This is a genomic window from Pseudomonas sp. MF08817, from assembly GCF_059862705.1.
Window position 1 is genome coordinate 49,569 of the sequence record NZ_JCBCUY010000021.1, and the last position, 13,569, is coordinate 63,137.

A 13,569-nucleotide genomic window follows, 5' to 3' on the forward strand; every position below is an offset into this window, starting at 1 on the left:
CGCGCATACCGTTGTCCAGGTCAAGGCGAGCCGTTAGTGTCCGCCCCGACACGGCGTTGCGTCCAGCACGACGGCGCCGGCCACTGCCCGATAAAACCGATAAAACGGCACTGAGGAACATCAGCATGCGTGAGCTTTTCACCCCCCGCGGCCTGACCTGTGCAGGCCTGTTGGCGAGCTTCTCGCCGGGCCTGTTGGCCGAGGGATTCTTCGACGACGCCCAGGGCCGACTGACCCTGCGCAACTACTACTTCAACGATGGCTACCGCGACGGTGGCGAAGACCGCAAAGAGTGGGCCCAAGGCTTTTTGCTCAACCTGCAATCGGGTTTCACCCAAGGCACTGTGGGCTTTGGCCTGGATGCCTTGGGGCTGGCCGGGCTCAAGCTTGATTCCAGCCCTACCCACGCCGGCACCGGGCTGTTGCCGGTGCACGATGACGGCCATGCGGCGGACGGTTTTTCCAGCCTGGGCCTGACCGCCAAGCTGCGCTTTGGCGATGCCGTGGTGAAAACCGGCACCCTGCTGCCGAAAATCCCCGTGCTGGTGCAGAACGATGGCCGCTTGCTGCCCCAGACCTATCGCGGCACGCAGATCGAGTACAAGGGCATTTCCGACCTGTACCTGCACGCCGGCCACCTGGACAAGTTCAAACAGCGCAACTCCACCGACAGCGTGGATATTTACCCACAGGGCTACGGCGGCAAAGGCACCGATTTCGACTTCGCCGGGGCTGTGTATAAGTTCACCCCCAACCTCAGCGGCACCTGGTATTACGGGGAAATGCGCGACTTCTACCGGCAGAACTTCCTCGGCCTGGTGCACAAGCAACCCGTGGGCGCGGGTAGCCTGACCAGCGACCTGCGTTACTTCATCAGCGACCAGGCCGGCGAGGCGCGTAGCGGCAAGGTCGATGCCGACATGTTCAGTGGCCTGTTCACCTACCGCCTGGGCGCCCAGTCCCTGGGCCTGGGCTACCAGAAAGTGCGGGGCGACACCGCGCTGCCCTACGCGGCCGTGTCGACGGTGTACTCATTCAGCAACGCCGGCGTGGGCAAGTTCATCCAGGCCGGCGAACAGACCTGGATGCTGCGCTACGACTACGACTTCGCCGCCGTGGTGCCGGGCCTGACGTTTATGACCCGTTACTACAAGGGCGAAAACGGTGAACTCAAGGGCCGCGAAACCCGCGAGTGGGAATCGGACACCCACCTCAAATACGTGGTCCAGAACACCGCCCTCAAAGGCCTGGGCGTGGAACTGCGCAAGGCCACCTACCGCTCCACCTATGCCAGTGACCGCGATAACTACCGCTTGTACCTGACGTACGATGTGGCGCTTTGGTAGTTTTCCTTCCTGCCCGGCGGGGGCCGGGCTTGCGTACGAGGGGGGTCAAGACCGCTCCCATACAAGCCCGTTCCCCAGGTTGGGCGGTGTGCCCGTAAATTTATTTTTGTAGGGCAACCCCTACGCGCTCTTCAGAAAATCCCCCGTAGGCCGATGGCTAGGCGAATGCTGCTCTTAATCTTGCCCATCGGTGCATCCCCCATGTTCAACAAACGCTTGAAGCAGGAGCTCTCGGCTCTTCGCGAAGAACTCTCCAGCCTCCTGCAGGTCAAGGACAGCCTGGAAAGCGAGATGCTGGTCCTGACCCTCGACCCCGAGGGGCGCGTGCAGTCGGTCAACCAGAACTTCCTGGGCGAGATGTTCTACAAGAGCAGCGATTTGTTGGGACGGCACATCGAGGATTTCGTGCCGGCCCACCTCAAACACGATGAGTTCCACCGCCGCTTCAAGAACGCCCTGACCCGCGGCGAGCATTTTGCCGGGGCGGTGCGCCTGCTGCGCGGCAACGGCCAGGAAGCCTGGCTGCGCTCGATCATGCAGCCGGTACGCGGCTCGCGCGGTGATATCCGGAATTTCTCGATCTACTCCAGCGACCTGACCCGCACCATCGAGGCCTCCCGCGAGCACGAAAACCTGATCGGCGCCTTGGTGCGTTCGACGGCGGTGATCGAGTTCGACCTCAATGGCAACGTGCTCACGGCCAACGAGCGCTTCCTCAGCGGTATGGGCTATACCCTGGCGCAGATCCAGGGCAAGAATCACCGCATGTTCTGTACCCCGGAAGACGCCAACAGCGCCGACTACCAGGCCTTCTGGAAACGCCTGAACGCCGGCGAGTTCGTCGCCGAGCGCTTCAAACGTATCGACAGCCATGGCCGCGTGGTGTGGCTGGAGGCGTCCTATAACCCGGTGGTGGACGCCAACAACAAGCTCTACAAAGTGGTCAAGTTCGCCACGGTGATTACCGACCAGATCAACCAGGAACAAGCGGTGGCCGACGCCGCCAACATCGCCTACAGCACCTCTTTGCAAACCGACAGCAGCGCCCAGCGTGGTACGGCGGTGGTAACCGAGGCCGTGAAGGTGATGCGCGACCTGGCCACCCACATGCAACAGGCCGGGGAAGGCATCGAGGCGCTTAACGCCCAGTCACAGGTGATCGGTAGCATCGTCAAGACCATCAGCGGCATCGCCGAACAGACCAACCTGCTGGCGCTCAACGCCGCCATCGAAGCGGCGCGTGCCGGCGAGCAGGGCCGTGGTTTTGCCGTGGTCGCCGACGAAGTGCGGCAACTGGCCTCGCGCACCAGCAAGGCGACCGAGGAAATCGTCGGCGTGGTACGCCAAAACCAGGACATGGCCCGCGACGCCGTGGCGCTGATGAGCGACGGCATCGTCCAGGCCGAACAAGGCCTGGCCCTGACCGCTGAGGCCGGCACGGTGATCGTGGAAATCCAGGACGGCGCGCAGAAAGTGGTCAGCGCCGTGGGCCAGTTCGCCAACCAACTGTCGACCTGAGCGCCGCGCTGCTAGCGGCCTTCAGCGCCGTTGCATGCGCAACCAGCGCGCCGGCGACAGGCCGTAGGCCTTGCCGAATTGGCGGGTCATGTGGCTTTGGTCGGTGAACCCGGCGTTCAACGCCGCGTCGATCAACGGCAGGCCCTGAAGCAGTGAGGCCCGCACCAGGTCCAGGCGCCGCATGGTCAAGTAGCGATAGGGGCTGGTGCCGAACAGCAAGCGAAAATCCCGCGACAGGCTCCAGCGGTCCCGGCCACTGTGCTCGGCCAATTCTTCCAGGGTCACGGTGCGCTCCAGGGCGCTGTGGATAAACTCCCGCGCCCGTTGCGCTGCCAGGTAATCGAAGCGCTGCTCATTGGCGCGGGTGCCGCCTGCCAGGCTCAGGGCCTGGGCCAGGTCGTAGAGGGCGTCCTGTTCCTGCAACGGGTCGGGGGCATCGTCCAGGCTGCGCAACAAGGCCTCGGTGGCGGCGGCCAGGCGCGGGTCGCTGGACACGCCTTGCTGGATAAACGGCAGGGGCTGGCCGCCAAGGATCTGCTGGATCAGCGCCGGCTCGATGTACATCATCCGGTAGTGGAACCCCGCCTCGGTGCCGGCCTCGCCGTCGTGCAGTTCATCGGGGTGCAGCACCATGGTGGTGCCCGGCAAGCCGTGAAGCCAATCGCCACGGTATTGGAAACTCTGCACGCCCTTGAGGGTGCGGCCGATGGCGTAGGTGTCATGGCGGTGCGGCGCGAAACCGTGGCCGGCGAAAAACGCTTCGATACGCTCCACGCCGCCGCTTGAAGGGGCGCGGTAAACCCAATCGTGGGCGCGGGTTGGCTTGGCCATGGGGACTCTCCTTGCGCGGTGCCCGCCACGGTAACCTGCGTGGCGCCCTCTGTCAGCAACGCCCGTGATGGGGTAGAAAGGTCAGCCAGATGACTTTCACCATGACAAGGAGCGCCCCGATGACTTTCACTTTCCGCCCGGTAGAGCCCCGTGACTTAACCCGCATTTGCAGCTTTGCCGGCAGCGTGGAAGAACTGTACTTTTTCTTCCCCGCCGCCACCTGGCCCCTGACTGCCGAGCAACTGCAAGACGCCATCGACCAGCGCAGCGACTCCACTGTGATCGAGCAGGCCGGGCAAGCGGTGGGTTTTGCCAACTTCTATCAGTGGGAACAACACGGCACCTGCACCATCGGCAACGTCATTGTCGATCCCCAGGCCCGCGGCACTGGCGTGGCCGCCGCGCTGATCCGCCACATGATCGACATCGCCCAGCACAAACACCAGGCTCGGGAAATCACCCTGTCGTGCTTCAACAGCAACGTCGCCGGCCTGCTGCTTTACCCCAAACTCGGCTTCACCCCTTACGCCATCGAAGAACGCGCCAACAAACAGGGGGAGCGAGTGGCGTTGGTGCATTTGCGATATGCCAAGGCCTGAGTGGGATAGGAGCGAGCCGCCAGCCAAATCACCGACAAACCGGTCCTACCCTTTGTCACCGTCACTCAGTGCTGCCATCGCGAGCAGGCTCACTCCCCCAGAGGAGAAATCACAGTGCAACTGTGGGAGCGGGCCCGCCCGCGATGGGGCCCTGTCGGCTACTCGCGATGCGGGCTCCCACACCCGTTCAATCCCCCAATGCCGCGCCTTCGCGCCGTGGGTCGGCGCCGCCGGATAGGGCGGGGCGGCCTTGGTTGTCTTGTACGCGCCGGATGGCTTGGGTGCCGCTCGTCATGTCGATCAGGTTGAGCTCATGGCCGCGGGCTTTGAGGGCTTTGGCCAGGTCGGGGCTGAACTGGCCCTGTTCCAGTTCGGTGGCGCCGTTGCGGCTGCCGAAGTTGGGCAGGTTGATGGCGGTTTGCGGGTCGAGGTTCCAGTCGAGCATCGCCACCAGGGACTTGGTCACGTATTCGATGATTTGCGAGCCGCCCGGCGAGCCGACGGTGGCGAGGAACTGCCCGCTGGCGCGGTCGAACACCAGGGTGGGGGCCATGGAGGAGCGCGGGCGTTTACCCGGCTCGACGCGGTTGGCCACGGGTTGGCCGTTTTCCTGGGGGATGAACGAGAAATCGGTCATCTGGTTGTTGAGCAAAAAACCCTCGACCATCAGGTGCGAGCCGAACGCCGCTTCCACGCTGCTGGTCATCGACACCGCGCCGCCCTGGTCGTCCACCGCCACCACTTGTGAGGTGGAGATGCGCAGCGGCGAGCGGTCCGTCGCGTAGGCCACTTGCACCCCGACCGGGTTGCCGGGGCGGGCCGTGCCCATGCTGCGCTCGCCGATCAGCGCGGCGCGCCGGGCCAGGTAATCGGGGGCGAGCAGGCCGGCCACCGGCACGGGTACAAAGTCGCTGTCGGCGATGAACTGGGCGCGGTCGGCGTAGGCCAGGCGCTGGGCTTCGGCGATCAGGTGCACGGCCTCGGGCGCAGGTTCCAGGCCCAGCGGCGTGTCGGCGGTACGGGGCGCCAGGGCGGCGAGGGCCAAGCGCGGGTCGCGCTGCTCCAGGGCCTGCAAGGTGCCGAGGATCTGCGCCACGGCGATGCCGCCCGCGGACGGCGGCGGCATGCCGCACACCTGCCAGCGTTTGTAGTCGCTGCACAGGGGCGTGCGCTCCACGGCGGTGTAGGCGCTCAGATCGGCCAAGGACAGGCTGCCGGGGTTGGCGTGGCGCTGCACCTGGTCGACGATTTGTTCCGCGAGGACGCCGCGGTACAGGGCATCGGGGCCTTCGCTGGCGATGCGCGCCAGCACCTTGGCCAGGGCCGGGTTTTGCAGGCGCGTGCCCACGGCTTTGGGGCTGCCGTCGGTGTTGAGGAAGTAGGCCGCCATCTGCGGCGAACCCGGCAAATGCGGGTCGCTAGCGATCAGGGTGTGCAGCCGTGGGGAAATGGCGAAGCCGTTGCGGGCCAGCTCGATGGCCGGTTCGAACAGCCGCGCCCAGGGCAGGCGCCCGTGTTTGTCGTGGGCCATTTTCAGCGCCCGCAACACGCCGGGCGTGCCCACCGAGCGCCCGCCGATTTGGGCTTGGGCGAAGGTCATGGGTTTGCCGTCGGCGTGCAGGAACATCTCGCCGGTGGCCCCCGCCGGCGCGGTTTCGCGGCCATCGTAGGCGCGCACCTGCTGGCCGTCCCACAGCACGATCAACGCCCCGCCGCCAATGCCGGAGGATTGCGGCTCCACCAGGGTCAGCACCGCTTGCATGGCAATGGCGGCGTCGATGGCCGAGCCGCCCTCGCGCAGCATCTGCCGCCCCGCCTCGGCGGCCAGTGGGTTGGCGGCTGCGGCCATGTGCTTGGTGGCGTGCTGTGAGCGCAGGTCGCTGCGATAGCCCGAAGGCACTTCCGGCGGTAAATCGTGGGAGGCAGGGGCGTGGCAAGCGCCGAGGGTGATGACGCCCGTGGCGAGCAGGGTCAGGGCCGACAGGCGCCAGTGGCGCAGGAAAAAGGCTTGGGACACGGGGCGCTCCATGCGTGGGGAAGAGGGCTGCGGCGAAGGGGCAATGTAGCGGCGTGGGGCCAGCGGTGCAACGCGGGCCTGGGCCTGGGATGTGCTTAAATCCCCGGCCTACCCACTTTCGGAGTGCTGCACATGGAAGCTCAAAAACGCCCGGACGAATGCACCGGCATGGACGATATCCGCCACGAGATCGATGCCCTGGACCGCGCCGTGATTGCCCTGCTGGGCCAGCGGTTCCAATACGTGCTCGCCGCCTCGAAATTCAAGACCAGCGCCACCTCGGTGCGCGCCCCGCAGCGCTTGCAGGCGATGCTGCTACAACGCCGGCAATGGGCTGAAGCCGAAGGCTTGAGCGCCGATGCCATCGAAAAACTCTACAGCGACCTGGTGGGCCATTTCATCGCTGAGGAAATGAAGCATTGGCAAGCCGCTGGTGGCGCGGGGGCCTGATGGCGTATATCTGGCGCGCCACCGAGAGGCGTGGCCGCACTGACCAATAAGGAAATGGACATGTTCAGGTTCTTGAACCTCACCGAGCCACCGCACACCCCTTCGTTTCGCCATGGCGGCTCCGTTAACGGAGCCATGGGTGCCTGGGCGCTGAAAAAACTGGCGCTCAATCGAAAGGGGTTTGTCGCATGTCCAAAGAAATATTCGCAGCTTCTGCTCTAGGCCTGATGGTCTTGGGCGAGTTTTGCATCATCTACAGCGAGGTCGCGGTGGCCCGGTTGGCCCAGGCGGGCAGCACCTCGTGGGAGACGTTGACGTTTCCCGTGCTGCTGGCCTGTTTTTCCGGGTTGTGCCTGATGGCGGCGTATTGGCTGGGGTATCGGGCGGTGGGCGATATCTGGCTGGTGACGGTGGTGTCGGTCACTTCGCTGCTGATGCTCGAGCCGCTGGTGATCTGGTCGATGTTCCACGAGATGCCCGGGCGCGGCGAGCTGATCGGTTTCTGCCTGGGGGCTTTGGGGCTGGTGGCGGCGGTGTTTTTGTAGGTTCGACGATGAACTGAGGCACTGCACCTGTGGGAGGGGGCGGCATGGCTGCTGGCCGCACTGGCCTTATCGCGGGCGGGGCCCGCTCCCACGGGGTTGCTCAATGGCCCGCCAGTTGCTCTTTCAAGTAATGCACTGCCCGTTGCGTGGCGGGGCGGGTGTCGCCGTGGGCCACGGCGACGTGCCAAGTGAAGGGGAAACCCCGCTCGCCGATGGGGCGCACCACCAGGCCTTGTTCGTCGCCACGCAGCAGGCGCCGGGGCAGCAGGCTCATGCCCATGCCGGCGCGCACCAGGGCGATGATGGCGGGGATGTCCTGGATGTGCTGCAACGAACCCAACTCGATCTTCTGCGGGTGCAGGTAGCGCCGGTACAGGTACGACTGCTCCAGCTCGAAGTGGTAGAGCAACGCCTGCCCGGCCAGGTCTGGCGCCTGCAACCAGGGGCGGTGGGCGAGCGCGTGCCCCGGTGGCAGGATCGCCACCAGTTCATCGGCGTTGAGGGCGTGGAAGTCGATCTCGCTTGCGGGGCTGGTTTCACCCAGGATCACCAGGTCGCTGTCGCCTTGTTGCAGGCTGTAGAGCAGGTCGGGCACCTGCTTGACCTGCACGTTGAGGTGGGGGAACTCCTCGCGCATCTGCGCCAGCCACGCCGCCAGCCAATCGGCGTGGTGCAAGGGGTCGATGCTCAGGCGCAGGCGCCCGGCGTCGCCTTTGCCGTAGCGCTTGAGGTAGTCGTCGAGCACCGCTACATCGCCGAGGATGCGCTGGGCATGTTGGTTGAACGCCGCGCCCGCCTCGGTGGCGATCATCGCTTTGCGGGTGCGCTGGAACAGCGCAAAGCCCAGGCGATCCTCCAACTCGGCCAGTTGTTTGCTCAGGGCCGGTTGGGAGATGAACAACTGCTGCGCCGCCCGGGTCAGGTTGCGGGTGGCGCAGATGCTTTGCACCAGTTGCAGGTGCTTGATTTCCAGACGCATGCACAGGCTCCTTGCAGGGTGCGCGAGGACCTTATCTTGTTGAGCGGTGCGCGCCGGAGCAAGCGGGGAATCGGCCCTAGTCCAGCAATCGTGCGGGGATCAAGTCTGTGCGCCGATCGCCCAGGCTGCGGATGGCTACCTTACAGCCGCCGGTGACGCTGGGGTCGGCCCGCGATTGCAGCACCACCATTTGCCCGCCGATGTGCCTGAGGATGGCGCGGTCGTATTCCATCAAGCGGTGGCAGGCCGCGACATCGCCGCTGCCTTGCAGGGAGCAGGGGAAGTGGATGTCGCAGTAAGCGGTGTCGTCTTCGACCCGCTCGATCACCCAGAACCGCGGCAGGCCAAACAGCCGCTGCCATTCGCGGGCAATTGCCAGGGCGCCTTGCTGGCGGCGCCCGTGGTGCTTGCACCACACCCACAGCGCCAGGGCGCGGGCGATCCAGCGGGTGCGCCAGTGCCAGCCTGTACGCGCCAACGGCCCGGTAAAACCGTTGACGCGGCGATAGAGGGCGATCTGTTTTTGTTCGGCATCGGGCGCGGTGCAGTGAAGTGGTGGGCGAGCCATGCAGGTCTTCCTTGAAAGGTGAACACCTGAGCGATGCTAAGCAGGGTTTGGCGCGGCGTAAAAGCACCATTGCGCATGCCGACGATTCCCTGGGGTTATGCTGGCGCCGGTTTGAACGGTGCAAGATTTTTCGCGGCAAACTTAAAATAGAATCATTCCTATTTTGTTTGGCTCCGATGAAGCTATTCAAGCCTATAAGTGATAAGCCTTTATAAGTTTGTACGAGGTTACAGATAGCACCAAAGAAATTATCAAGATCATTACGCTCCAATACAACATCGTCAGCTGCCGCTTAAGTGGCTCGGGGAATTTTTTTAAATCTTCAGGGCTAACTCCGCCACGCCTTGCGTACAGTTTGGGGAATGTAAGGAACCCTGAAATGCCTCCAATTAAAAGTAACCTACCCCATGGGCCACCATGCTTGAGCGGAGCTAAAGCCATCACCGAAGAACTGTTTTTAAGGTGCTCAAGCATTGTATCCATCTTGGTGTAGGCCATATGCAGGGCGATTGCGATCCACATATACATGCAAACGAGCACGAAGCCGCATAGATAGCCTGCAACAAGCGCAGAAGTCGTCATTTGATACTCTCGTAGATGATGTCGCCAATGAGTTCTCCCGCAGCTTCACCAAACACGCCGCCTGCATATGATCCAACGCCGACCGCAACGACACCGCATGCTAAAAAAGCTAAACCTCCAGTTGGTACCCCCAACCCCACACAAAGACTTCCTACAACTGGAGTCAAAAACGCACTTACTGTTGCCCCACCTCCAATCCCGCCGAAAAAACTCCCCGCCTCAGTGAACTTCACCCGCTCGCAAGCCCCGACATTACCTGCCGTGCACACATCCTGAACGTTCATATAAGACGCTCCCCCTCCAACGGCAGTGCCTATCCAGCCGCCGTACTTGATGACTTTGGCCGCTTTGGCAACACCTTCGATGTGGGTGGCGTATCCAGGTATTTGTTGAGCGGCTCCGGCCTTGGTCCAATGGTGAACCAGGCTCCGGCTGGAAATTCCCAACGCGCTTTTCAAGTTTGGGTGATCCGGGAAGCCAATGCCCTTTCGCGTTAAAGCGGTGAGGTGGGTATTGAATTTTGCAAGCAGCCGTTTACGTTCAGCAAAAAACGCTGGCGAGTGCAAATGTCCATCTGCCTGGAATGTGCGTTGGTGCAATAACTCGATATCGTGCAGAACAGTTTTAATATCCTCCAAATGCTTGGCGAACATGACTTCGCCGATCCCGATAACCGTCGAGCCTCTGGCCAGAAAGTTCTCGATTTCTTCACGGTGCTGAGCCATAAAGTCCGCCTCATCCGCACTAAGGAGTTCGAGGGCTTCATGGGTCTTGGCCGCAGCGTCCATCAGCAACGCCTCTTCACGGCTGCATTGAAAGTTGCTCGGGTCGCTGAGCACAATCATTGAGCCTGCTTTTACGTCCCCTGGATGCGGGTTGAGCAGTTGAAATTTGTTCATCACCGCCGGATCGGGCACGGGGAATAGCGACGCCTCCAGTGCTTGGCGGGTCATGCTTTTGGGCACCACAAAGAAGCCAGGTTCCTGGCCCCCTAGACGGTGGAATAGCGTTGTAGCCGATTGATTTGCCGGGGTGAAACCGGATTGGGGCGACACGACCGGGCGTTCAGCTACAGGTGCGGGGGCTGGTTGAGCAGAACTTCTGTTCGCCTGCGGGGCGAAGCTCTCGTAGGTGGCCGTATATATCGACGGAATCAGTTTGGCTTGGCAGGGGCAACTACTGTAGCTGTCGAGGGTGCCAGCCATAAGTTTGCCATGGCTATTAATATAGGAAATGCCGCCGACTATCTGATAAATCCCCCTGTGCCTTCCACAAGAAACGAGATCGCCTTCGCGAGCATGGAGTAGACCAAACAGTGTGACTCTGTCATCCCCGGTGAGAACTTGGCCGCCGCAAGTCGTGTGGTCGCCTAAGCCAATGAAGTAACCTTCTTTCATTTTTTTCCCAATTCGTTCGGTCAAGGCCCATATGTTTCAGGCGCTAATAATTGATAGCCCCGAGTTGACTGAAGTTGTGAGCACGGTCGCCTTTCTGCGCGGCATTTACCTACTGACCGTTATCCAAGGTAAAGGCCCGCGGTGACTTTGCCTGTTGGGCTACGCCACCCCTGCGGGTTTGGCTACCCTCGGCTGCCACCCGGTAAGTTGCACTACGCGGGTGAAGTTTTTTATAGGCCTGGTGTTGATTAATAATAACCTGGGCTTACTCATGGCCGAAAGTTGCAGTATGGTTTTCTCGAGTTTTGACGGCTTTTAATATTCGGATAAGTGGAGAGTACGTATTTACTTTAGCCACCCCGTTTTTCCAAGAGTCACCAATACTCCCATAGCCACAAATAGCCATATCGTCCCCCACTGCATAACAGCCATCTTGCGTTTTAGTTGTGGGCAGAGGCGTTTTAAGTCATCCGCATTTAACTCACCTCTTCTCATGTAAAAACCAGGGAAAGTGACGATGTTGGCTATGCCCCCGGCCAAAAATAGCTTCCCCCACACTCCGCCGTAGCGCAGTGGCGCACGTACCGTGATGCATGGGCTGTTTTTAAGGCTCTCAAGGATCTCGTCCATTTTGGTGTAGCCCATGTGCAGAGTGGCGACGATACATATGAACATCAGAAGTATTACTACGCCGCACAAAGCGCCGACCACCATTTCTGCGTTTGTCATTCTATAGCCTCATAAATTAAATCCCCCAGCAGCTCACCAGCAGACCCTGCTAGATAGCCGCTAGCGGTGGCGCCTACGCCGACAACAACGATGCCACACGCTAAAGCTCCTAAGCCTGCTGTTGGAACGCCCAGGCCAATACAAATAGCTCCGGCGGCAGATCCTGATAAGAATTTTCCTGCTAATACTCCCCCAGCTAATGCACCGGTGAAGTTTCCAGTCTCCGCAAACTTGATACGCTTGCAGGCCTCGTTATCGCCAGCAGTACAAACGTCCTGAACCTTCATATAGGACGCTCCCCAACCTATTGCCGTGCCCATCCAGCCGCCGTACTTCACGTATTTGGCTGCCTTGACAACTTTCTCTATATGAGTGGCGTAACCTGGAATCTGTCCAGAGGCTCCCGCTTCGGTCCAGTGATGCACAAGGCTGCGGCTGGAAATGCCCAGTGCGGCCTTTAGGCTGGGGTGGTCGGCAAAACCAATGCCTTTTTTGGTCAGCCTCGTGAGATGGGTGTCGAGTTGTACAAATAAGCGCTTACGCTCGGCAAAGAATTCAGCGGAGCGTAGATGGCCATGCTGCTGAAAACTGCGCTGGTGCAAGGCTTCGATTTCATTTAAAAGACCCTTCACACCGTCCAGGTTTTTGGCAAAGATCGCTTCACCGATGCCGATCGAGGTGGAACCGTGCGCCAGGAAAGTCTGCAACTCGTCCCGATGCTGGTGCATGAACGCCGCCTCTTCAGGTGTGACGTATTCAAGTGTCTTGCTCACCTGTTCAGCCGCTGCCATCAACTGCGCTTCTTCGCGGCTACATTGAAAGTTGCTCGGGTCGCTGAGCACAATCATTGAGCCTGCTTTTACGTCCCCTGGATGCGGGTTGAGCAGTTGAAATTTGTTCATCACCGCCGGATCGGGCACGGGGAATAGCGACGCCTCCAGTGCTTGGCGGGTCATGCTTTTGGGTACCACAAAGAAGCCTGGTTCCTGGCCCCCTAGACGGTGGAATACCGTTGTAGCCGATTGATTTGCCGGGGTGAAACCGGATTGGGGCGACACGACCGGGCGTTCAGCTACAGGTGCGGGGGCTGGTTGAGCAGAACTTCTGTTCGCCTGCGGGGCGAAGCTCTCGTAGGTGGCCGTATATATCGACGGAATCAGTTTGGCTTGGCAGGGGCAACTACTGTAGCTGTCGAGGGTGCCAGCCATAAGTTTGCCATGGCTATTAATGTAGGAAATGCCGCCGACTATCTGATAAATCCCCCCGTGCCTTCCACAAGAAACGAGATCGCCTTCGCGAGCATGGAGTAGACCAAACAGTGTGACTCTGTCATCCCCGGTGAGAACTTGGCCGCCGCAAGTCGTGTGGTCGCCTAAGCCAATGAAATAACCTTCTTTCATTTTTTCCCAATTCGTTCGGTCAAGGCCCATATGTTTCAGGCGCTAATAATCGACAGCCTCGAGTTAACTCAAGTTGTGTGGCGCTGAATATTAATGAAAGTGCTTCATGCCTCATGCTTTAGCGATTCAAGGGCAGGCAGAAAATCCTCGGCCTTTGATACGCCGACCCGGCCAATGATTAGGCAGCGGTCTTGAAGGGTGTTAATGATCTCATCGCCATTACTTAGGTAACTGCCGACCAGTGCGACGTGGCTGTATTGTTCCCCTGCCGCCGTTACGATTTGCGCCGTACTGCCATCGGGATACACAACGCGGTCGCCTTTTTGCGCGGCCTTTACTTTCTGGCCGTTATCCAAGGTAAAGGCCATTGGCGACGTTGCCTGTTGGACTACGCCACCCCTACGGGTTTGGCTACCCTCGGTTGCCACCCGGTAAATCGCACTAGGCGGGTGAGATTCTTTATAGGCCTGTTGTTGATTAATCATAGCCAGGGCTTGCTCGTTGAGGTCGGCAAGTTGCTGTTGTGTGAAGGACGAATTGTCCAGGTTGCTGAGCAATTCAAGGGAAGTTTCGTTGGTATACATTTTTATTATCCGGACTCAAGTTCA

At 60.8% G+C, this 13,569-nt stretch carries 13 protein-coding genes and 2 pseudogenes; 6 read left to right on the forward strand and 9 right to left on the reverse strand.

The features are described 5' to 3' along the window. Nucleotides 1–125: 125 nt before the first annotated feature. From AC19YR_RS14560 to AC19YR_RS14570, 3 genes and pseudogenes are all read left to right on the forward strand, one after another. On the forward strand, nt 126–1,346 hold the full coding sequence (locus AC19YR_RS14560; protein ID WP_500598985.1) for an OprD family porin: 1,221 nt from the start codon (nt 126–128) through the stop codon (nt 1,344–1,346). Between the two features lie 291 nt (nt 1,347–1,637). Next, nucleotides 1,638–2,276: pseudogene (locus tag AC19YR_RS14565) on the forward strand (PAS domain-containing protein); the annotation flags it as partial. A 156-nt stretch (nt 2,277–2,432) separates the two neighbouring features. Further along, a pseudogene (locus AC19YR_RS14570) lies at nt 2,433–2,864 on the forward strand (methyl-accepting chemotaxis protein); the annotation flags it as partial. Nucleotides 2,865–2,885: 21 nt separating this feature from the next. Here AC19YR_RS14570 and AC19YR_RS14575 read toward each other — a convergent pair. Next, nucleotides 2,886–3,695, reverse strand: coding sequence for an AraC family transcriptional regulator (locus AC19YR_RS14575; protein ID WP_500598987.1), 810 nt, complete (start codon nt 3,693–3,695; stop codon nt 2,886–2,888). Nucleotides 3,696–3,814: 119 nt separating this feature from the next. On the opposite strand from AC19YR_RS14575, the gene AC19YR_RS14580 reads away from it, so the two are divergent. Further along, nucleotides 3,815–4,294 carry a GNAT family N-acetyltransferase gene (locus AC19YR_RS14580; protein WP_500598989.1) on the forward strand — a complete coding sequence of 160 codons (480 nt, stop codon included), beginning with the start codon at nt 3,815–3,817 and terminating at the stop codon, nt 4,292–4,294. A gap of 187 nt (nt 4,295–4,481) precedes the next feature. On the opposite strand, the gene ggt is transcribed toward AC19YR_RS14580, so the two are convergent. Continuing rightward, nucleotides 4,482–6,311, reverse strand: coding sequence for a gamma-glutamyltransferase (ggt, locus tag AC19YR_RS14585; protein ID WP_500598990.1), 1,830 nt, complete (start codon nt 6,309–6,311; stop codon nt 4,482–4,484). Nucleotides 6,312–6,443: 132 nt separating this feature from the next. Here ggt and AC19YR_RS14590 point away from each other — a divergent pair, with 132 nt between their 5' ends. Both AC19YR_RS14590 and AC19YR_RS14595 read left to right on the forward strand, forming a co-directional pair. Then, nucleotides 6,444–6,761, forward strand: a complete 318-nt coding sequence (locus AC19YR_RS14590; RefSeq protein WP_371856224.1) for an isochorismate lyase — start codon at nt 6,444–6,446, stop codon at nt 6,759–6,761. 227 nt (nt 6,762–6,988) lie between these two features. Beyond that, complete coding sequence (locus AC19YR_RS14595) at nt 6,989–7,306, forward strand: hypothetical protein (RefSeq protein ID WP_095107776.1); 318 nt, start codon at nt 6,989–6,991, stop codon at nt 7,304–7,306. Nucleotides 7,307–7,406: 100 nt separating this feature from the next. Here AC19YR_RS14595 and AC19YR_RS14600 read toward each other — a convergent pair whose 3' ends face one another. The 7 genes from AC19YR_RS14600 to AC19YR_RS14630 all read right to left on the reverse strand — a co-directional run bounded on the left by AC19YR_RS14600 (nt 7,407) and on the right by AC19YR_RS14630 (nt 13,545). After that, nucleotides 7,407–8,285, reverse strand: coding sequence for a LysR family transcriptional regulator (locus AC19YR_RS14600; protein ID WP_500598992.1), 879 nt, complete (start codon nt 8,283–8,285; stop codon nt 7,407–7,409). A gap of 76 nt (nt 8,286–8,361) precedes the next feature. After that, nucleotides 8,362–8,853, reverse strand: a complete 492-nt coding sequence (locus AC19YR_RS14605) for a hypothetical protein (RefSeq protein WP_500598994.1) — start codon at nt 8,851–8,853, stop codon at nt 8,362–8,364. 192 nt (nt 8,854–9,045) lie between these two features. After that, nucleotides 9,046–9,435, reverse strand: a complete 390-nt coding sequence (locus AC19YR_RS14610) for a hypothetical protein (protein WP_500598996.1) — start codon at nt 9,433–9,435, stop codon at nt 9,046–9,048. Then, nucleotides 9,432–10,832 (reverse strand): PAAR domain-containing protein, encoded by a 1,401-nt coding sequence (locus tag AC19YR_RS14615; protein WP_500598997.1) that lies wholly within the window; start codon nt 10,830–10,832, stop codon nt 9,432–9,434. The genes AC19YR_RS14610 and AC19YR_RS14615 overlap by 4 nt, the downstream gene beginning before the upstream one ends. Before the next feature lie 345 nt (nt 10,833–11,177). Then, nucleotides 11,178–11,561: a hypothetical protein gene (locus AC19YR_RS14620; RefSeq protein WP_095107781.1), complete on the reverse strand. Its 384-nt coding sequence runs from the start codon at nt 11,559–11,561 to the stop codon at nt 11,178–11,180. Beyond that, nucleotides 11,558–12,961: a PAAR domain-containing protein gene (locus tag AC19YR_RS14625; RefSeq protein WP_500599000.1), complete on the reverse strand. Its 1,404-nt coding sequence runs from the start codon at nt 12,959–12,961 to the stop codon at nt 11,558–11,560. The genes AC19YR_RS14620 and AC19YR_RS14625 overlap by 4 nt, the downstream gene beginning before the upstream one ends. 104 nt (nt 12,962–13,065) lie before the next feature. Beyond that, entirely contained in the window at nt 13,066–13,545 is a 480-nt protein-coding gene (locus AC19YR_RS14630) for a hypothetical protein (RefSeq protein WP_500599001.1), read from the reverse strand. Between the last annotated feature and the right edge of the window lie 24 nt (nt 13,546–13,569).